The 19,498-nt window shown below is 68.7% G+C and carries 16 protein-coding genes, 1 tRNA gene and 3 pseudogenes; 11 read left to right on the top strand and 9 right to left on the bottom strand.

Annotation, left to right across the window (positions count from 1 at the left end):
* Positions 1 to 79 precede the first annotated feature (79 nt).
* On the top strand, positions 80 to 1,426 hold the full coding sequence (locus tag ACIQTP_RS01860) for a VWA domain-containing protein (RefSeq protein ID WP_403395282.1): 1,347 nt from the start codon (positions 80 to 82) through the stop codon (positions 1,424 to 1,426).
* 73 nt (positions 1,427 to 1,499) lie between these two features.
* Complete coding sequence (locus ACIQTP_RS01855; RefSeq protein WP_403395280.1) at positions 1,500 to 2,912, top strand: FHA domain-containing protein; 1,413 nt, start codon at positions 1,500 to 1,502, stop codon at positions 2,910 to 2,912.
* A 33-nt stretch (positions 2,913 to 2,945) separates the two neighbouring features.
* On the opposite strand, the gene ACIQTP_RS01850 is transcribed toward ACIQTP_RS01855, so the two are convergent.
* Positions 2,946 to 3,947 (bottom strand): methyltransferase domain-containing protein, encoded by a 1,002-nt coding sequence (locus ACIQTP_RS01850; RefSeq protein ID WP_403395279.1) that lies wholly within the window; start codon positions 3,945 to 3,947, stop codon positions 2,946 to 2,948.
* A 130-nt stretch (positions 3,948 to 4,077) separates the two neighbouring features.
* Between ACIQTP_RS01850 and ACIQTP_RS01845 the strand changes: the two genes are divergently transcribed.
* Positions 4,078 to 4,482 carry a globin gene (locus tag ACIQTP_RS01845; RefSeq protein WP_054231791.1) on the top strand — a complete coding sequence of 135 codons (405 nt, stop codon included), beginning with the start codon at positions 4,078 to 4,080 and terminating at the stop codon, positions 4,480 to 4,482.
* A gap of 16 nt (positions 4,483 to 4,498) precedes the next feature.
* Here the strand turns inward: ACIQTP_RS01845 and ACIQTP_RS01840 are convergent, their stop codons facing one another.
* From ACIQTP_RS01840 to ettA, 3 genes are read right to left on the bottom strand one after another with little or no spacing between them, the layout of a single operon-like run.
* Positions 4,499 to 5,188: a hypothetical protein gene (locus ACIQTP_RS01840; protein ID WP_403396067.1), complete on the bottom strand. Its 690-nt coding sequence runs from the start codon at positions 5,186 to 5,188 to the stop codon at positions 4,499 to 4,501.
* Positions 5,189 to 5,190: 2 nt separating this feature from the next.
* On the bottom strand, positions 5,191 to 5,601 hold the full coding sequence (locus tag ACIQTP_RS01835) for a thioesterase family protein (protein ID WP_329534131.1): 411 nt from the start codon (positions 5,599 to 5,601) through the stop codon (positions 5,191 to 5,193).
* 6 nt (positions 5,602 to 5,607) lie between these two features.
* Complete coding sequence (gene ettA / locus ACIQTP_RS01830; protein WP_075031883.1) at positions 5,608 to 7,272, bottom strand: energy-dependent translational throttle protein EttA; 1,665 nt, start codon at positions 7,270 to 7,272, stop codon at positions 5,608 to 5,610.
* 299 nt (positions 7,273 to 7,571) lie between these two features.
* On the opposite strand from ettA, the gene ACIQTP_RS01825 reads away from it, so the two are divergent.
* Positions 7,572 to 7,880, top strand: a complete 309-nt coding sequence (locus tag ACIQTP_RS01825) for a DUF1876 domain-containing protein (protein WP_402041657.1) — start codon at positions 7,572 to 7,574, stop codon at positions 7,878 to 7,880.
* Between the two features lie 142 nt (positions 7,881 to 8,022).
* Positions 8,023 to 8,973: a nucleoside hydrolase gene (locus ACIQTP_RS01820; RefSeq protein ID WP_403395276.1), complete on the top strand. Its 951-nt coding sequence runs from the start codon at positions 8,023 to 8,025 to the stop codon at positions 8,971 to 8,973.
* A gap of 21 nt (positions 8,974 to 8,994) precedes the next feature.
* On the opposite strand, the gene ACIQTP_RS01815 is transcribed toward ACIQTP_RS01820, so the two are convergent.
* The gene (locus tag ACIQTP_RS01815) at positions 8,995 to 9,672 is read right to left on the bottom strand and encodes an FtsX-like permease family protein (protein ID WP_403395274.1); all 678 of its coding nucleotides are present in this window, start codon (positions 9,670 to 9,672) and stop codon (positions 8,995 to 8,997) included.
* 53 nt (positions 9,673 to 9,725) lie between these two features.
* Here ACIQTP_RS01815 and ACIQTP_RS01810 point away from each other — a divergent pair.
* Positions 9,726 to 10,315, top strand: a pseudogene (locus tag ACIQTP_RS01810) (LuxR C-terminal-related transcriptional regulator).
* Between the two features lie 281 nt (positions 10,316 to 10,596).
* Entirely contained in the window at positions 10,597 to 12,276 is a 1,680-nt protein-coding gene (locus ACIQTP_RS01805; protein WP_403395273.1) for an amidohydrolase, read from the top strand.
* A gap of 4 nt (positions 12,277 to 12,280) precedes the next feature.
* Here the strand turns inward: ACIQTP_RS01805 and ACIQTP_RS01800 are convergent, their stop codons facing one another.
* Positions 12,281 to 12,757 (bottom strand): hypothetical protein, encoded by a 477-nt coding sequence (locus ACIQTP_RS01800; RefSeq protein WP_403395271.1) that lies wholly within the window; start codon positions 12,755 to 12,757, stop codon positions 12,281 to 12,283.
* A gap of 355 nt (positions 12,758 to 13,112) precedes the next feature.
* Here ACIQTP_RS01800 and ACIQTP_RS01795 point away from each other — a divergent pair.
* Together ACIQTP_RS01795 and ACIQTP_RS01790 are read left to right on the top strand one after the other, a co-directional pair.
* Positions 13,113 to 13,687, top strand: a pseudogene (locus ACIQTP_RS01795) (transposase family protein).
* Between the two features lie 69 nt (positions 13,688 to 13,756).
* The gene (locus ACIQTP_RS01790; RefSeq protein ID WP_010988952.1) at positions 13,757 to 14,002 is read left to right on the top strand and encodes a DUF2283 domain-containing protein; all 246 of its coding nucleotides are present in this window, start codon (positions 13,757 to 13,759) and stop codon (positions 14,000 to 14,002) included.
* A gap of 171 nt (positions 14,003 to 14,173) precedes the next feature.
* On the opposite strand, the gene ACIQTP_RS01785 is transcribed toward ACIQTP_RS01790, so the two are convergent.
* Complete coding sequence (locus ACIQTP_RS01785) at positions 14,174 to 15,385, bottom strand: acyltransferase family protein (RefSeq protein ID WP_403395269.1); 1,212 nt, start codon at positions 15,383 to 15,385, stop codon at positions 14,174 to 14,176.
* 916 nt (positions 15,386 to 16,301) lie between these two features.
* On the opposite strand from ACIQTP_RS01785, the gene ACIQTP_RS01780 reads away from it, so the two are divergent.
* On the top strand, positions 16,302 to 17,090 hold the full coding sequence (locus ACIQTP_RS01780; protein WP_403395267.1) for a hypothetical protein: 789 nt from the start codon (positions 16,302 to 16,304) through the stop codon (positions 17,088 to 17,090).
* Positions 17,091 to 17,233: 143 nt separating this feature from the next.
* Here the strand turns inward: ACIQTP_RS01780 and ACIQTP_RS01775 are convergent.
* Together ACIQTP_RS01775 and ACIQTP_RS01770 are read right to left on the bottom strand one after the other, a co-directional pair.
* Positions 17,234 to 17,317: pseudogene (locus tag ACIQTP_RS01775) on the bottom strand (NUDIX hydrolase); the annotation flags it as partial.
* A gap of 186 nt (positions 17,318 to 17,503) precedes the next feature.
* Positions 17,504 to 17,579 (bottom strand) — tRNA-Arg (locus ACIQTP_RS01770).
* A 310-nt stretch (positions 17,580 to 17,889) separates the two neighbouring features.
* On the opposite strand from ACIQTP_RS01770, the gene ACIQTP_RS01765 reads away from it, so the two are divergent.
* Positions 17,890 to 19,497, top strand: a complete 1,608-nt coding sequence (locus ACIQTP_RS01765) for a dynamin family protein (protein ID WP_403395266.1) — start codon at positions 17,890 to 17,892, stop codon at positions 19,495 to 19,497.
* Position 19,498: the final 1 nt, after the last annotated feature.

Raw genomic sequence — 19,498 nt, 5'->3', positions numbered from 1 at the left:
CTCGGACCGGAGGGGACCGGTCCGCATACAGTCATCGCCTCCGTCAACCGCCGGAGGTCTTGAGGGGGACGAAGAAGGCATGGCCAATTTCTCGAAGTCGAACGTGCCACAGTTCTCGGTCGACGTGTACCAGAACGAGTACCTGCCCGAGGGCGGCCGCGAGGTCAACGCGATCGTCACGGTGAGCGCCACCGGCGGCGGCACCGTCGGAGGCGCGGTCGGCGCGCCCCACCTGTACGCGGCGGGCCGGGGCCCGGACGCCGCCGTGGCGATCATGGTCGACTGTTCCGGCTCGATGGACTACCCGCCGACCAAGATGCGGGGCGCCCGCGAGGCCACGGCCGCCGCGATCGACACCCTGCACGACGGCGTGCACTTCGCGGTGATCGGCGGCACACACGTCGCCAAGGAGGTCTATCCCGGCAACGGACGCCTCGCGGTGGCCGACGCGGCGACCCGCGGCCAGGCCAAGGAGGCACTGCGCAGGCTGAGCGCGGGCGGCGGTACGGCGATCGGCACCTGGCTGCGCCTCGCCGACCGGCTGCTGTCCTCGGCCGAGGTGTCGATCCGGCACGGCATCCTGCTCACCGACGGCCGCAACGAACACGAGTCGCCGCAGGACCTCAAGGCCGCCCTCGACTCCTGTGCCGGGCGTTTCACCTGTGACGCGCGTGGAGTGGGCACGGACTGGGAGGTCAAGGAGGTCACCGGGATCGCCTCGGCGCTGCTCGGCACCGCCGACATCGTCGCGGACCCGGCCGCCCTGTCCGCCGACTTCACACAGATGATGGAGACGGCCATGGGCAAGGAGGTCGCGGACGTCGCGCTGCGCCTGTGGACGCCCGTCGGCACCGAGATCAAGTTCGTCAAGCAAGTGGCCCCCACGGTCGAGGAGCTGACCGGCCGTCGCACCGGGGCGGGCCCGCGCGCCGGCGACTACCCCACCGGGTCCTGGGGCGACGAGTCCCGCGACTACCACGTGTGCGTCGAGGTCCCCTCGGCCGGAGTGGGCCAGGAGATGCTGGCCGCCCGGGTCTCGCTCGTCGTGCCGCAGGGCGACGGAAGCGTGCACAACCTCGGCGCCCAGGGGCTCGTCAAGGCGGTGTGGACCGACGACATGGTGGCCTCGACGAGGATCAACGCCCAGGTCGCACACTACACAGGTCAGGCGGAACTGGCGCAAGTCATCCAACAAGGTCTGGATCTGCGCAAATCGGGAGATGTCGACGGGGCAACGGCCAAGCTGGGCCGGGCCGTTCAGCTCGCGAGTGTGTCGGGCAACGCCGATACTGCGAAACTGCTTGCGAAGGTGGTGGACGTGGTCGACGCCGCGGCAGGTACTGTGCGATTGAAGGCAAGGGTCGAAGAGGCTGACGAAATGACCCTTGAGACACGGTCCACAAAGACTGTTCGTGTAAAGAAGTAGCGAGCCCGGTTCCCGCGGGGAACTGGAGAAATCCGGTCACAACGGCCGGAAAAGGAGAGGGGGAAGCGCCGACATGCCGACCTGCCCGAACGGACACCAGTCGGGTTCCGACGACTGGTGCGAGGTCTGCGGTCACCGCATGGCCGGTGCCGTGCCTCCGCCCCCTCCACCGCCGCCGCCCGGCGCCGGTTACGGCTATCCGCCGCCCGGCTCGCCCCCGCCCTCCGGTCCCGGGGGCCCCGGCGGCCCTGGCGCCCCCGGTGGGCGCCCGCACCTGTCCGCGGTGCCCAGTCCCGAGCCGGAGCTCTGCCCGCAGTGCCGTACGCCCCGTGAGGGCGGTGCGCCGTTCTGCGAGGAGTGCCGGTGGAACTTCCTGACGAACACGGCGACCTCGTACACCCCGGCGGCGCCGCGTCCGCAGTCGCCCGCGCCCGGAATGCCCAATCCGGCGCTGCGTTTCCAGCAGCCGCCGCAGGGGCAGCCGGGCGGTCCCGGCCCCGCGACCGGTCCCGGTCACGACCCGTTCGACTACCAGAGCTCCCGGCCCTCGCAGATGAACCGCCCCGCGGAACCGATTCCGCCCTACGGGCAGGATCCGTCGGGCTTCCGCGGCGACCCGTCCCGTCAGGGCGGTCCTTCCGGTCCGGGCGGTCCCGGCGGTCCTGGCGCTGGTCCCGGTGGCTTCGGGGGTCCTGGTCCTGGTCCCGGTCCCGGTGGCTTCGGTGCGGACCCGTCCCGTCAGGTTCCGCCGCCGCCCGGGCCCACGCCCCGCGGTCCCGGTGGACCCGGCGCCCCGCAGGCCTTCACCCAGCAGCCGTCCGCGCCCTCGTTCCCGCAGCCGGGCCCGCCCGGGCCCGGCGGTCCGCAGTCCGGGGGCCCGTCCTTCGGCGGCGGTGACGACGACTGGGTGATCTCCCCGCCGTCGGGCAACTCGCCAGGCGGGCCGGGTGGTCCCGGCGGCCGCCCCGGTGGTCCCGGCGGTCCCGGTATGGGTCAGGGCGGCGGCTACGGCTATCCGCAGCCCGGCGCGACCCAGGCCCCGCCCGGCCCCGGTCCCGACTACCAGCAGCAGCGGCAGCCGCTGTCCTGGAGCGCGACGATCGGTCCCGACCGCGAGTACTTCATGGCGATGATGCAGCGCTCCGGCCCCGAGGCCGCGGGCCTGAACCTGCCCGCGTACTCGCCGGAGCAGCAGCGCCCGCTCACCGGCAACCAGATGACGATCGGCCGCCGCCGGCACTCCACCGGCGACACCCCCGACATCGACCTGTCGGTGCCCCCGGAGGACCCGGGCGTCTCGCACCAGCACGCGGTCCTGGTCCAGCAGCCGGACGGCAGCTGGGCGGTCGTCGACCAGAACTCGACCAACGGCACCACGGTCAACGGCGGCGAGGAGCCGATCCAGCCCTTCGTGCCGGTCCCGCTCCAGGACGGGGACCAGGTGCACGTCGGCGCCTGGACGACGATCACCATCAGGCGAGGCTGACAGCGGAGGTCGCGGCAGGGGTCACGGCACGAGTCACGGCAGCGGCCAGGCGTACGGCCCCCCGGGGTCGTCCAGCCACGCCCAGGCGTCCGCGCCGTCGACCGTGACCCCGTACCGCTCGCGCACGGGCCGGTTCTCGCGCTCCCACAGCCCGTACGCCTCGTACGGGTCGAGGCCGGGCCCTGCCAGGGTCAGCAGGAACCGGAACAGCTCGTCGCCGCGGGTCCGGCGCGGCAGCTCGCGAAGGTCCTGCGGCTCCGACTCCTCGGGCCGGCTCTCGCCGCGCAGGGGCACGAAGTAGGCCGGCGTGTGCAGGAAGCGCCCCTCGGCATGCCCGGCGTCCCGGACGCGCAGCGCGATCAGGCCGGTGGCCAGCGGCGCCAGGATGCGGGCGCCGGGACGGCACTGCGCGAGCCACGGCCGCGGGATCGAGGTCAGCGTGCAGGTGGCGATGATCCGGTCGAACGGGGCGCGCTGGGGAACCCCGCGGGCGCCGTCCCCCGTCACGACGGTCGGGTGGTATCCGACGGTGGCCAGGTGCCGGCGCGCGGTCTCGGTGATCTCCGGGTCGAGGTCGACCGTGGTCACCAGGCGGTCGCCGAGACGGTGGGCGAGCAGCGCCGCGTTGTAGCCGGTGCCGGCACCGATCTCCAGGACGGCGTCCCCCTCCCGTACCTCCAGCGCGGTCAGCATCATCGCCATCAGCGACGGCTGGCTGCTGGAGGAGACCAGCTCGCCGTCGCGCACCCGGGTGGCCAGCGGGGCGTCCGCGTAGGCGCCGCGCACCCAGTGCTCACGGCCGGCCGGGTCGGGGTCCTCGCCCCACACCCGCTCGAAGCCGCCCACGGCACCGACGTAGTAGTACGGCACGAAGAGGTGGCGCGGGACCTCCTCGAACGCCGCCCGCCACACCGGGTCGGCGGCCCAGGCCCCACTCCGGTCGATCTCACGCACCAGGGCAGCCCGCGCCAGGGTGGCGAGGTTGTCGAGGTCGTGGTCGTGGTCGTGGTCGTGGTCGAGAGCGTGCGCGCTCATACCTCCACTGTGCGGCGGGACGGGCCGCGAGGCGAGTGCCGCACCCGCTGAGCCGCCAGGTCGCTGGGGGCGCTGGACCGCTGGTCCTAAGCCTTGCGTCCTCGGTCACCCGGTCTGAGACGATGGTGAGGTGAAAGAGATTCGGCGCGGCACGCTTCAGGAGCAGACCTTCTACGAGCAGGTCGGCGGCGAGGAGACCTTCCGGCGCCTCGTGCACCGTTTCTACGAGGGAGTGGCCGAGGACCCGCTGCTGCGGGCCATGTACCCCGAGGAGGACCTGGGCCCCGCCGAGGAGCGCTTCACGCTGTTCCTGATCCAGTACTGGGGCGGCCCGACGACGTATAGTGACAACCGCGGTCACCCCCGACTGCGGATGCGGCACGCCCCGTTCGCCGTCGACCAGGCGGCGCACGACGCCTGGCTGGCGCACATGCGGGTGGCCGTCGACGAGCTCGGCCTCTCCGAGGAGCACGAGCACACGCTGTGGAACTACCTGACGTACGCGGCGGCGTCGATGATCAACACGGCCGGCTGAGAGCGCCCCCGGGGGATCAGCGGACGCTGACGTCCAGTGCCCCGAGTCCCGCCCTGCGGACGGCGATCGATCCGTAGGGCGTACGCAGTCGCAGCCACGCTCCGGACGAGTACAGCCCCAACGGGCTCCCGCCCGGGTCGGCCTGACGCACCGGCAGCAGGAACCCGAGCGACTGCGCCGCGTGCGCGGCTCGTACCGGAAGGCCGGTGTCACCGATCGGCCGGGACCAGATCTCCCGTCCGATGCGGTCGAGTTCGGCGCGGGTACGGGCCTCGGGCGCCAACTCCCCCGTACGGGACCGGAATTCGGCGACCGCGGTGGCGACCATCGCGCGCACGGCATCGGGCCCGGGCAGTCCCGGCTCCGGCTGCCAGCCTCCGCGGGGCGGAAGGACCCCGGCCCACGGCGGCCCGGTGACGGCCCCGGGAACGCCGACGGTGGCCGCCGACTCGTCGATGGACTCCAGGAGTTCACCGGCGGAGACGGTCACGTCGAGTGTGACGTCGAGACCGTTCTCGTACGGCTTGGCGAGCCGCGCCGTACGGATCGCGAGGACCTCGAACGACGGCGGCCGGCCGAAGACCGCGAGTGCGGTGCCGGACGCCTGGAGGCGTACGGCGGCGGCGCGGTCGTAGTGGATCAGCCGGGCGAGGAAGGCGGCGAGGTCCGCCGCCTCCCCTTCGTCAGTGAGGTGCAGCGCGCTCACGGTCATGCCGCGACGGCCTCGTCCACGTCGTCCCGGTACGACTCCAGGAACTCGCGTTCCTCGGCCGTGATCCGGCGCGGGCGCTGCGTCTCGAAGTCGAACGGCACGATCACCGTCGAGGCCGTGACATAGACCTGGTCCGGATCCTTGACCTCGTAGGCGATCGTGAACGACGCGGCTCGTATCTGCGTCACCCACAGCTCGATGTCCACCGGCGTGTGCCGGTGGACCAGCTGTCGCTTGTAGTCGATCTCGTGGCGCGCTACCACGGACCCCTGCTTGAAGTCCTTCTCCGGGCGGAACAGGAAGTCGATACGGGCTTCCTCCAGGTAGCGGAGGAAAACCACGTTGTTGACGTGGCCGTACGCGTCCATGTCCGCCCAGCGCAGCGGGCAGCGGTAGATGTGCCGCAAGATCGATCAGCCCCGGGTCAGCTTCTTGTAGGTGGCACGGTGCGGGCGCGCGGCGTCCGCACCGAGGCGCTCGATCTTGTTCTTCTCGTACGACTCGAAGTTGCCCTCGAACCAGAACCACTTCGAGTCACCCTCGTAGGCGAGGATGTGCGTCGCGACCCGGTCCAGGAACCAGCGGTCGTGGGAGACGACCACGGCCGCACCCGGGAACTCCAGCAGCGCGTTCTCGAGCGAGGACAGCGTCTCGACGTCGAGGTCGTTGGTCGGCTCGTCGAGGAGCAGCAGGTTGCCGCCCTGCTTGAGGGTGAGGGCGAGGTTGAGCCGGTTGCGCTCACCGCCGGAGAGGACGCCGGCCGGCTTCTGCTGGTCGGGACCCTTGAAGCCGAAGGCGGAGACGTACGCGCGCGACGGCATCTCGACCTGGCCCACGTTGATGTAGTCCAGCTCGTCCGAGACGACGGCCCACAGCGACTTCTTCGGGTCGATGTTCTCGCGGCTCTGGTCGACGTAACTGATCTTGACGGTCTCGCCGACCTTGATCGTGCCGGAGTCCGGCGTCTCGAGTCCCTGGATCATCTTGAAGAGCGTGGTCTTGCCGGCGCCGTTCGGGCCGATGACACCCACGATCCCGTTACGCGGCAGCGTGAAGGAGAGGTCGTCGATGAGGACCTTCTCGCCGAAGGCCTTGGAGAGGTTGTTGACCTCGACGACGATGGAGCCCAGGCGCGGCCCCGGCGGGATCTGGATCTCCTCGAAGTCCAGCTTCCGCATCTTGTCGGCCTCGGCTGCCATCTCCTCGTAGCGAGCGAGACGAGCCTTGGACTTGGCCTGACGCCCCTTGGCGTTGGACCGCACCCACTCGAGCTCTTCCTTGAGCCGCTTGGCGCGCTTGGCGTCCTTCTGGCCCTCGACCTTGAGGCGGGAGGCCTTGCTCTCCAGGTACGTCGAGTAGTTGCCCTCGTAGCCGATGGCGCGGCCGCGGTCGAGCTCGAGGATCCAGCCGGCGACGTTGTCGAGGAAGTACCGGTCGTGGGTGACGGCGACGACGGTGCCGGGGTACTTCGCGAGGTGCTGCTCCAGCCACTGCACGGACTCGGCGTCCAAGTGGTTGGTGGGCTCGTCGAGGAGCAGCAGGTCGGGTGCCTCGATCAGCAGCTTGCACAGCGCGACGCGGCGCTTCTCACCACCGGAGAGGTTGGTGACGGGCCAGTCGCCGGGCGGGCAGCCCAGGGCGTCCATGGCCTGCTCCAGCTGGGCGTCCAGGTCCCACGCGTTGGCGTGGTCCAGGTCCTCCTGGAGCTTGCCCATCTCGTCCAGCAGCGCGTCCGAGTAGTCGGTCGCCATCAGCTCGGCGACCTCGTTGAAGCGCTTGAGCTTGCCCATGATCTCGGCGGCGCCGTCCTGGACGTTCTCCAGAACCGTCTTGGACTCGTCGAGCGGGGGCTCCTGGAGCAGCATCCCGACGCTGTAGCCGGGCGACAGGAACGCGTCACCGTTGGAGGGCTGCTCGAGCCCCGCCATGATCTTGAGAACGGTGGACTTACCAGCACCGTTCGGACCGACCACACCGATCTTCGCACCCGGCAGGAAGCTCAAGGTGACGTCGTCGAGAATCACCTTGTCGCCGTGCGCCTTGCGCGTCTTGCGCATGGTGTAAATGAACTCAGCCAAGAGAAACCGTCCGGACGCTTGAAATCGGCAGTGGGCAGATACACCCCATCTTGCCTGACGGCTACCCCTCGAAGGAAACCCGTTCGGTCAGGGGGCCGTGACCTGGCCGTTCACCGACGGCGCTGGTAGCCGGCCCGTCACTGGTCCAACGGCCCCGGCGCGGGCGGTTCGTAGTCGTTCGGTCACTCCTTGTCGAAGTCGGTCGTCATCCCGTGCGGAGTCGGCGGAAGAAGCACACTCTGGTAGGAGGGGCCGAGGCCCGTAACCAGGGGCTGGGGCCCGCCCCGGAGGTGATCGCAATGACACAGACGACACAGTCGCAACCGGCCGCGACGCAGGCACGGACCGCCGCCGGCTGGCACGTCGAGATCGAGTTCGAGGAGGACGACCATCGCACCCGTGCCGCCGCTCTCCTCCGGCTCCCCGACGGGAACGAGGTACGCGCTCACGGGTACGCCAGCCGCCACCCCTCCGACTCCAACCAGCCGAGAGTCGGCGAGGAGGTCGCGGGCGCGCGGGCGCTCAACGAACTGGCGATGAAGCTGTTGACCAAGGCGCACGACGAGATCGACGAGGCGTCGGGGAGGACCTCGCATCCGCTGAGGTGAGCCTTCGCGGCAGGGGCGGGGTGGGGCCGGCAGGGGTGGCGTGTGGCCGACAGGGGCAGGGTGGGACTGGCGCATGCTGTTTTCAGTGATCCGGTCCGCATCCCCGCATCCCCGCATCCCCGTCCCACCCCGAAGGACGCCCATGCCCAAGAAGATCATCATCGACTGCGACCCCGGGCTCGACGACGCCATCGCCATCCTGCTCGCCGCCGGGAACCCCGACGTCGAGATCGTCGCCCTCACGACCGTCGCGGGCAACCAGACCATCGAGAAGGTCACCCTGAACGCCCGGCAGGTCTGCACCCTGGCCGGCCTGCGCGGGGTACCGGTTGCGGCCGGTGCCGGCGGTCCCCTCGTCCGCGACCAGACCCTCGCCGCCGAGATCCACGGGGAGACCGGGATGGACGGCCCCGCCTTCATCCCTCCGGCCATGGAGGCCGACCCCCGGCACGCCGTCGATCTGATCATCGAGACGGTCCTCGCCCACCCCGGGGAGATCACCCTCGTCCCCACCGCGCCCCTGACCAACATCGCGCTGGCGCTGCGGCGGGAGCCGCGTATCGCCGAACTGGTCAAGGAGGTCGTCCTGATGGGCGGGTCGTACACCCGCGGCAACATCACACCGGCGGCCGAGTTCAACATCCACGCCGACCCCGAGGCGGCCGCGGTCGTCTTCTCGGCGGGCTGGCCCCTGACCATGGTCGGCCTCGATCTGACCGCGCAGGCCGCCGCCACGCCTGAACTGCTGTCCCGTATCGGGGCGTTGGGCACGCCGGTGTCCCGGTTCGTGGTCGACCTCCTCGACCACTACAACGCCAACGTCGGCAAGGTGCACGGCGCGATGGCCACGATCCACGACGCGTGCGCGGTCGGCCGGGCCATCGACCCGAGCCTGATGGAGGTCACGCCGGCCCATGTCGAGGTCGAGCTGCGGGGTACGGCGACCTACGGCATGACGGTCACCGACTTCCGCGGCCGCTCCGGCCCGGCGAACACCTCCGTGGCGACGAAGCTGCACACCGAGCGCCTGTGGGACCTGCTCATCAGCTCGCTGGAAACCATCGCCGCGACCACCGCGCGGACCTCCGCGTAGCGGTGCGGGAGGGCACTGGCGTCACTCCCGGACGGCCGCCGACTCCACCGCCCGGCGCCGCAGGGCGAGTGCGGCGGGGATGACGGACCAGACGACGGCCGTCACCGCGCAGGCGCCGAGGACCGCGCCGACGGCCGTCCAGGGGATCTCGATCGTGGTCGGGGCCGACAACAGACCCAGGGCGCCCCACATGCCCAGCAGGTTGAGCCCCGCGACGAGGAGTCCCAGTACTCCCCCGACCGTGAGGACCGTCAGCGCCTCGGCGCCCACCAGCCGGAGGACCTGCCACCGGGTGGCTCCGGCCAGGCGCAGCACGGCCAGGGCGCGCACCCGGTCGGAGGTCGCCATGACCATGGTGTTGGCCAGGGAGATGCCGGTGTAGAGGAGGGCGATGCCCAGGACCAGCAGGAGGCCGAGCCGGGTCGTCCGGTTCGTCTCGGGGTGACGCGCGCGTACCCACTGGTCCTTGGTGAGGACCTGTCCGCCCGAGCTGTGCACCGCCGCACGCGGTGCGGCGGCCACGGCGTGCGCGTCCGCACCGGCGGCGAGGGCGACGTCGACCCGGTCGACGGTCGCGCCAGGGGCGTTGCGCGCGGTGACGTACACGCCGTTGTCGCCGGTACCGGTGGTCATCACCGCGGCGATCCGCAGCGACTTCCGCGTGCCGTCCGCGAGCCACACCCGCACCCGCTCCCCCACGGTATGACGCTGCCACTCCCGGTTGACGATGAGGGAGTCGTCGTCGAGGTCGCCTGCTCCCCCGCTGCGGCCACGAGGTGGTGGCGGCCGTCGGGGACGCCACGGCTCTGGTCGCCGCGGTCGAGGAGCACCGTGCCCGACATCGTCGTGACGGACGTACGCATGCCCCCCCGCGTTCGAGGACGAGGGGCTGCACGCGGCGGTGCGGCTGCGCGAGAAGCGGCCCACGCTGCCGGTCCTGGTGCTCAGCCAGTACGTGCAGCGGACGTACGCCTCGGAACTGCTGGACACCGGCGACGGATCGGGGATCGGCTATCCGCTGAAGGACCGGGTGGGGCAGGTCGAGGAGTTCGTGGACGCCCTGTGCGAGGTCGCGGACGGCGACACGGTCGTCGACCCCGAAGTCGTACGCCAACTGCTGCGCCGGCGTCGCGATCCACTGGAGCGGCTCACCCCGCGTGAGCGTGAGGTCCTGGCACTGGTCGCGGAGGGCAGGTCGAACGGCGCGATCGCCCGCGAACTGGTGGTGTCCGAGGCGGCCGTGGGCAAGCACATCGGCAGCATCCTCACCAAGTTGGACCTGCCTCCGGCCGAGGCGACCCATCGCAGGGTGCTCGCGGTCCTGGCCCATCTGCGCGCGTGACGGCCCAGGCGGCGAGGACCTGGATGCTCAGCGGAAGAGCAGCGCGCCGAGGTCGGTCTTCCCGTCCTGCACGGCTGCGTTCAGCGGCTGTCGGCGGTTATCTTCCATGCCATTTCCTGCATCACCTTCAATTGACTTGACCTTGTCGGCCGATCGACGTACATCTGCTCCGAGTGGGAGGCTTCTTGCGCCCGACCAAGAGGGAGAGCCAAGCCTTCACTGTGAGTGTCAAATGGTCTGATGCACGCCACGATACGAGGGCCAACGCTCTTGGAGGACGCATGCACGGGTCGACCGCAGATCTTGTTCTGACTGGAGCTCGGGTCCGTCTCAGTCGAGGGAACTGGGCCGGGTCGGTAGCTGTAAGCGGGGGTAGAATCGTCGCAATCGGGCACGATTTTTCCAGCGTTCGCGATCTGATCGGACCTCGCACTCGGGTAATTACGTCACCTGGCGGGCTGGTTGTTCCAGGATTCCAAGACAGCCACGTGCACGCGCCCTTCGCGGGCCTCGACAGACGACGCCTCGCTCTTCATGACGTGAAGGGGCGATCCGCATACCTCGAGGCGATCGCCGCCTACGCCCAGCAGCATCGTTCGGATTCATGGATCGTTGGTGGTGGTTGGGCGGCAGAACACTTCCCCCATGGATGTCCACGGAAGGAGGACTTGGACGCTGTCGTGCCTGACCGGCCAGTATTTCTACTCAATGGAGATTTGCACGGAGCATGGCTCAACTCTCGGGCACTTGAGGTGTCTGGCATCACGAAGGAGACCCCGGACCCTGTCGACGGTCGCATCGAGCGCGACCCCATTACCGGAGACCCATCGGGGACCTTGCAGGAAGGCGCGGCGTACTGGGTCAACGACCACTTTGTTCCGCAGCCGGGACATGAGGAATGGGAAGCAGCCATTCTGAATGCTCAGCGCCATCTGCACTCTCTTGGCGTCACTGGCTGGCAGGACGCCTGGGTCACCCCCGCCACCCAAGCCGCCTACGAGTCACTAGCCATTCAAGGGCGATTGACAGCCCGAGTCGTCGGCGCTCTGTGGTGGGACAGGAAACGAGAAATGGAACAGCTCCCTGATCTATTGGAGCGCCGAGAACATGGACTCGATATTTCCTCACCCATGGCACATTTGGGATCGGGATTTTTCCCCACGTCGGTAAAGATTATGACGGACGGTGTACTGGAAAACTTTTCAGGAGCCCTGTTGGAGCCGTACTGTGACGGCTGTGGCGGCCATAACGACCAACGGGGCGTCACGTATCTGGATCGCGATCTATTGACTGCCGCCGTCACCGAGCTCGATGCTCAAGGATTTCAGGTCCACTTTCATGCGATTGGAGACCGCGCCGTACGAGAAAGTCTCGATGCAATTTACGGCGCCCGCTCCTCGAATGGAAAGAACGATCGACGCCACCATGTAGCCCACGTACAGGTGGTCCAACCGGACGACGTAGCACGCTTCGGTGAACTGGACGTTGTCGCCAATTGCCAAACATTCTGGGCGCAGAGCGCAAGCGAAAGAGATGGTCTAACAATCCCTTTCCTTGGAGCGGAGCGGGCCAAGCTGCAGTTTCCGTTTGCCGCGTTACTCGCCTCAGGAGCCCGACTCGCCATGGGGAGCGACTGGGCAGTGACCACGGCGGACCCTCTCGAGCAACTCGAGGTGGCTGTCACCAGAACCTCACCCCAGGACCGTGGCCACCCCTCATTTCTCCCCGAACAACGCATCAGCCTGGACGATGCCCTGGACGCATTCACCGCCGGTTCCACGTACGTTAATCACGACGACCAGGGTGGCCACATTGCGGTGGGCGCCCGCGCCGACCTTGTACTGCTGGACACCGATATTTTCGCCCCAGGATTCGTCACGGAACACGCGGCACCCATCGCAGATGCACGCGTACATCTCACGGTGGCCGGCGGCTCCGTGGTCTACGACGCCGAAAGCTAGCGAATCAAACCGGCGGCACAGTGGCCGGCGGCGACGGCGCCGGAAGGTGCGGCGCCAACGTCGGCCACCAGGACGGGTGATCGAGCACAATTTGTTGGATGGCAGGAGACGATGCGAACATTCCGGTCACGTAATGATCCCAGCAATCGTACGCACCCGTCCCCGGGGCCAGCGATTTGATCATGAGGCCGTAGTCGAGAGCATCGGCGAACATGTGAGCCAGAGTCAGGACCTGCTCCCTCTCGTCGCCGGGCTCCGGCACCGCGGCACCGTGAAAGAAGTACCGATTCAGCCGTGGATTCTGAAAGATGAGCGTACCGACATTGTGGAGTCTTTCGACGCTGTTATAAATGGCTGATGCGGCTGCGATTCCGTTGGTGACAGCTGTTTGCTGCGTCAGTTGGCGAATTTGCCGGGCAGAAAACAGGATCGAGAATACGGCTGCTGCAGAAGCTATGACGCCGAAGATCAGAGCGCTCAAGATCCCCCCTCGCGACACGAAACCCCTGTAGGATTTTCCCCGGTCTGCGGAGTTGAATCCTCGTCTGCACCATGGGCACGGATGTCTCGGACGGCCCGGCTTCGCCCAGCGCGGGGCCGCGTTCGGCTGACGGTGGGGCGCCTTCGACACGGCCCCGTCGCGCAGGTCACCCCCGCGTTCGGTGAAGGCCCGGCTCAGCGGTGGATCTCGACTGCGGCGAACCGTCGTTGACCGTGAGGCTTTTCCAACCTGGTTGCGTAGTACGTCGGTTGGCTGAAGGCCGTGTTGAGGAAAAGGTGAAGCTCCTGGCAGATGGGTTGTCGACCAAGGTCAACCTGTCCGCCCGGAGCTTCACGTGCTTGTCTACCCATCGGGGATCGATCTGTCCAACTCGACCCTGCGCTACCTGTCCGACGTGCTGAGAGCCCGGCGGCGTGAGCGCGGCACGCGCCGGCGCCGCCTGACCGCGGACCGACAGGCTCTGCTCGCGCTGGCCCATCTGCGTTGCGGGCACACGTACGCCCAGCTCGCGGCCGGCTTCCGGATCGCCCTGCTGCGCATCGACCGCATTGCCGCCGACCGCCCCTACTACTCTGGAAGGCACAAGCGCCACGGCATGAACGTCCAGGTCATCGCCGACGCGTTGGGGCGCCTGCTCTGGGCCTCACCTGCCCTGCCAGGTGCCGTCCACGACATCAAGGCCGCACGCACCCACGGCATCATCGAAGCTCTCACCCAAGCCGGCATCCCGACGTGGGCCGACAAGGGATATCAGGGAGCTCAGGAGACGATCCGGGTGCCTTACCGGGGCCGCTGGAGCACGCCACCCTGAAGAGTTGGCGGCTCCTGCGCAAACTCCGTTGCAGCACCACCCGCATCACCGACATCGTCAAGGCCGTCCTGGCCTTGCACCTCGCCACGGCAGCCTGAGATCGCTGCGGCCGGAGGCATGGACAAGGACAGCGCCACCGTCCATGACAGCAAGGGAGACCGCTCACCGTGACAGACGTCAGAGTCACCTACGACAAGACCGTCAACGCAGCGTACGTATACCTCACCGAACCGCAGGCCCGCGTGAAGTCCGCGCGCATGTATCCCTGCGATCCGGTGGACGTCGACGGCATGATCAACCTCGACTTCGACGAGCAGGGCCGCCTCATCGGCATCGAGGTGTTGGCGGCCAGTTCAAAACTGCCCGAGTACCTGCTCCAGTCCGCGGAGCGACTTGACACCGAAGGTGCATGACCAGCCGAGCACCACGCTCGCGGCGAACAGGTGGGAAAAGGCTCCGTGATTGACCGCACGATGCGGCACGGCTATGGCACGTGCCCACCGCCGCGTCGGCCTTCGGCATCATCCGCCGCGCAGCTCACGACACTGACACGTCAAGAGCCAAAGGTCGATCATGAGGGGGCTTCACGACGTGTTGGCGACCGGCTCGCGCGGTTCGGTCTCTGGCCGACGAGACGGCGAAACCGCCACTGTTCGCCCGTCGGGCGGGCCCTGCCGCAGCCACCGCTGCGGAGTGTGCCGCCGCCACCACTTCTCCGCGGGCTCCTCCACCACGGAGTACAACGCCCAGGCCAGCACGATGACGACCATGCACATACCGACCAGCGCGAACAGCGTGCCGTTGTTGTCGGGCATGCGGCCCCACTGGTAGATGGCCAGCCGGCTGATCGAGTGGTGCAGGAGGTAGAAGCAGTACGACCACAGGCCGAGCTGGACCATCAGCTTGGCGTTGAGTACGCCGCGCAGTCCGCGGACCTCGCGCTGGACGAAGGCGAGGATGATCAGTGCGGCCAGGACCGCGACCACCGGCCGCACCAGATAGTCGAGCTGCGCGGCGGCCCCCGCCGGCAACCGGGCCTGGCCCAGGTAGTAGCAGTAGACGTAGGCCGCCAGCAGCACCACCGGCAGCGAGGGGTGCAGCGGCAGCCGCCAGCCGCGTTTGACCGCGAGCGCGAGCGTCATGCCGAGCAGGAACTCCGGCAGGTAGACCACGGGGTGGCGCATCACCCAGGCCGCGTGGGCGGGCGAGTAGTGGGTGGTGGCGTACCAGTCCACGGCCCACATTCCCACCAGTCCGCCTGCCGTGACCAACCCGAGCCAGCGGGTACGCAGCCTGACCGCGATCCGGCCCAGCAGCGGGAAGAGGGCGTAGAAGAGCAGTTCGACGCTGAGCGTCCAGGTGACCTCGTTCCCGGGGAGGGCCGGGGTGACGTTCGGGGACCAGGTCTGCACCAGGAAGGCGGAGGAGATCAGGCTGGGCCAGCTGATCGCGAGGTGCGCCGCCGTGTAGTAGGCGTAGGTGCCCAGCAGCAGGGCGACCAGGTGGGCGGGCCATATCCGGCCCACGCGGCGCCAGTAGAAGGCGCCTGGGTGCTCGTTCGGCTTGAAGACCCAGATCATCAGGAAACCGGACAGAACGAAGAAGAGGGTGACGCCGTTTCCGCCGAACTGCGCGTAGGGGAAGATCAACGGCGCCCGTCCCAGTCCGGTCTTGCCGCCGCTCCCGGTGAAGTGGGTGGTGAAGACCGCGAAGGCCGCGAAGAAGCGCAGGCTCGTGAGGGAGTCGAGGCGTTTGGGGAGGGGTGTCACCACCGCCCGTATGCCTGGCAAAGACATGGGGTTTCGCCGTAGCCCTTCGGGGGTCCGCCAGTAACCGGCGCATTATATGACTACTGACGTAAGACAAAGTAAGGAACAGGCTTCGGCAGACAGCGATGGGGGTGTCGTGCCTTTCCCTGACCGGGTGGAGCCCAGCTGACACCCCCGAGCACCCCAGGAACGCGGTCAGGGCCGGTCTCCCTTGGCGAGAAACCGGCCCTGACCTGCCGCTTTCCGAGTCAGGACGGCGGGATTCGAACCCACGACCTCTTCGTCCCGAAGCAGCTTGGGCGGGCGCCCGACCTCCGGCCGATGTTCGTCTCCCCTGCTGCGATGGTCCGCAGTCGTCCACGCTCGTCCGCCGCTGTGCGTCGACGTGGTCACGCGGTTATGGCGCCTAACACAATGAGGCGGATCAGCCCTGATGGCCGTTTCCGGGCCGGTGGTTGAGCGGCTACATGTCCCGCCTGGCCGACAACATCGAATCGGTGCAACTCGGGACGGCGGCCGAACTAGCGAATCGGGCGACTCTGGACAGCGGCCGAACTGCTGACGCAGGCCACGGAAACCCTCGGTGACGAGCACGCGTGCCCGGAGGACATGCGGCTTCTGACGAAGGACCTGACCGGAGCCCCGCGAGACGTGCTCCGCGTAGCCACCAGCCGCGATCACCTCCTGGTAAGGCGGGTGCCGGGGCAGAAAGCTAGACGGGCGCGGCGGTCGTTGTCAGTACAGCCTCGTACTTGGCGTATTCGGCTGTTAGGCCAACGAAAAGAGATGCCGTGCCGGGCGTCGCGAGCGTCAAAGATCTTCGACCTGTGATCATGGAGCGTTCATTAAAAGTGATCGACGGGGAACTCCAGGTCGCGGGGGCCGATGTGCCGCCGTCGCGGGGCGCTCGCGGTAACACGCTGTAGGTGATGTGGTGAACTGGTTGACCTCGCTGCCGGCGGTGGTGCTGGTTGTGGGCGGGCTCTTACTGGCCTTGCTGGTCGCGGCCGTGGCGCGGATCGGAGTCCGGGCGCTCGTACCGGTCGAGGAACGGGATCGGGTGCCGCAGATCGCCACGCCCCTGATGCCGACACTCGGCGCCGCCTTCGCGATCTTTGCGGCACTCACACTGGCCAGCGAGGCCGGCTACCTGCGCGCAGCCGAGGGGTTGGTGAGCGACGAGGCGGCAGCGGCCTCCCGCCTGGCATGGGCGGCGACAAGTCCGCGAGTCCAGTCGGAGCCGATCCATGCGGCACTGCTGGACTACTTGCAGACCACGCGTGCCAGGGAGTGGGAGGCCACAGCAGCGGCGTCCGGTGACGACCCCGCCACCGCTCACGCGATCGCACGGCTGGAGCGGAGTGTGCGCGCCGAGGCGGCCCGGCCCGAGGTGGGAACCCCGACAGGCACGGAGTTGGTGGTTTCCATGGACGGTGTCACCAGTAGTCGTCGCGCCCGCGTTGCGGCCGCCTCGCGCGACGTTCCCGCGCTCTACGTCGTCACGCTTGTGGTCAGCGGACTGGCCTTGATCGTGAACTCCGGCGCACTGGTCTTCCGCAGCAGCCTGCGAACATCGCTGCTGATCGTAGGTGTTGCGAGTGTGGTCGGGCTGAGCCTGGCGTTGCTCTTCGCACTCAGCGCGCCCTGGAGCGGACCGTTCATCGTCAGTGGGCATCCACTCGACGCCGTCGTCGCGGACCTGAAGTCCGGCTTCTTCGACGGCGGGCCGTAGGCGGCGGGCGCGACCAGTAGCCGACAACTGATCACCGGCGGCCGTGTCCTGCGGCCGCCCAGTCGGTCAACGCCCCGCCCTGCTGTCGACGGTGGTCGCCATTGAGCGCCCTCTCACGGACCCAGAACGGCCCGGGGGGCGCTGATGGCGCAAGCCTCGGACATGCACTCACTGACCTCGTCGGGTGTGAGCCACGAGACCGCCGTGGACTCGCTGGAGGTACGTTCGCACACTGAGGCTTCTCGCCGAGAACTTCGACACGTATTCGACACGGCCACGCGCGAAAACCCGGTGAAAGCCGGACAGCCCCGGAACCTCATCTTGATCGTCGGGGGGAGTGTCCGGGGCTTCGCCGTGTCGAGCGGCACCCGCCCTGACCGGCAAAAAAGCCCTCCCGATGGGAGGGCTCTCAGTGGCGCCCCCGGCAGGACTCGAACCTGCGGCCAAGCGCTTAGAAGGCGCCTGCTCTATCCACTGAGCTACGGGGGCCAGGTGTGGTGGCCGGTTTCGTGGTGCCCGGGTGTGGGCTGATCCGTGACCTTGCCGGGGACAAGGATAGGGCTCCCGGGTCCTTGTCCCTGGTGCTTCGCCTCCGTGGCTCAATGTGGAGGTTCAGTGAAGCGGTCCTGATAATCGCAGGCAGGTACGAATCGTGCACCGCTTTTGGCGTCTCGCGCATCGGGTGTTGTGCACTCGTTATGCCTGCGCCCCAGTCGTCCCTTCCGCCCCCTGTGTCCTGTCGGCGCGCAGACATAGTCATATGCTTCAGAAAGCCTCCAAAATTGGGCATTCTTCACATGTGGTGACCTTGGACGTACGGCCTCAGCTGCTCGACGCACTCTCCGCCCTGCGCGACCGTGTCGCCGCCGCACGCTTCCCGCTGCCCCTGGCGGGGGCTCCACGCGCGCGTGCCAATCGCGACGAACTGCTCGCACAACTAGACGACTACTTGGTGCCCCGGTTGAGGGAAACCGAAGCACCACTCCTCGCCGTGATCGGCGGGTCGACGGGGGCGGGGAAGTCCACTCTCGTCAACTCCCTCGTCGGACGCCGGGTCAGCGAGGCCGGCGTACTGCGGCCGACGACCCGGACGCCGGTACTGGTGTGCCACCCGGAGGACCATCACTGGTTCAGTGGAATGCGGGTGTTGCCCGACCTCACGCGCGCATGGGTGCCCCACCAGGAACCCGGCGACGACCTCCAGTCCCTCATGGAGCGCGGGGAACGGGTACTGCGCATCGAAACCGCCGACACCCTCCCCCGGGGCCTCGCCCTCCTCGACGCGCCCGACATCGACTCCCTGGTGGCCGACAACCGCGTACTCGCCGCCGAACTGATCTGCGCCGCCGACATCTGGGTCATGGTGACCACGGCCGCGCGGTACGCCGACGCCGTGCCGTGGCACCTGCTGCGTACCGCCAAGGAGCACAGGGCGACCCTGGTCACCGTTCTCGACCGGGTGCCCCACCAGGTGGTGTCCGAGGTCTCGCGGCAGTACGGCGCCCTGCTCACCAAGGCGGGGCTCGGCGAGGTGCCCCGCTTCACCGTGCCGGAACTGCCCGAGTCCGCGTGGGGCGGCGGCCTGCTGCCGGCCACGGCCGTCGCGCCGCTGCGCACATGGCTCGTCCACCAGACCCAGGACCCCGGAGCCCGGCACGCGGCGATGGCCCGTACGGCCCAAGGAGTCCTCGACTCGCTCAAGGCCCGAATGCCCGAGCTCGCCAGTGCGGCCGCCGCGCAGTACGCGGCGGCACTGCGGCTCACCGCCGCCGTCGACGGGGCGTACGACAGCGAGCACGCGCGCGTGAAGGGGCGTCTGCAAACCGGTGCCGTGCTCTCCGGGGACGCGCTCAAGCGATGGCGCGCCTACCCACTCGACTGCACCGCGGGTGAACTGCTCGACTCGCTCGTCGAGAGCCTGGCCGCACTCCTGCTGTGCGCTGTCACGGCCGCCGACGAGCGCGTGGACGACGCCTGGCGGCGCGAACCAGCCTCGGGTGCCCCGGGGCTGACGGACCGTGATCCGACGCTGGAGAGCGCCGAGCACCGGATCGGGATGACCGTACGGCGTTGGCGGCGGGTCCTGGAGGAGTACGCCGAGGACGAGGTCGGCCGCCTCGACAAGAGCGTGGCACCGGACGCCGAAGTCGTCGCCGCGCTGGTGGCCACCGCGCTCCTGGGCGGCCACAGGGCACGGAACGCGGGCGAGGGGCTCGCCGAGCGGCTCGGCGCGCACGGCGCCCTGCGGCTGCGAGAGAAAGGCGGGCGCCTCCTTGCCGAGTACCTCGACAGGGCCCTGCACACCGAGCGCGAGCGCCGTCTCGCCCCGCTCGACGCCCTCGACGTACATCCAGAGCCCCAGGCCGAACTCATCGCCGCGCTGTCCGTACTGCAGAAGGAGAGGTGAC

Origin of the sequence: Streptomyces sp. NPDC090798, from assembly GCF_044768965.1 — a bacterium.
Taxonomy (GTDB): Bacteria; Actinomycetota; Actinomycetes; order Streptomycetales; family Streptomycetaceae; genus Streptomyces.
This window is presented reverse-complemented; position numbering and strand designations above follow the sequence as displayed.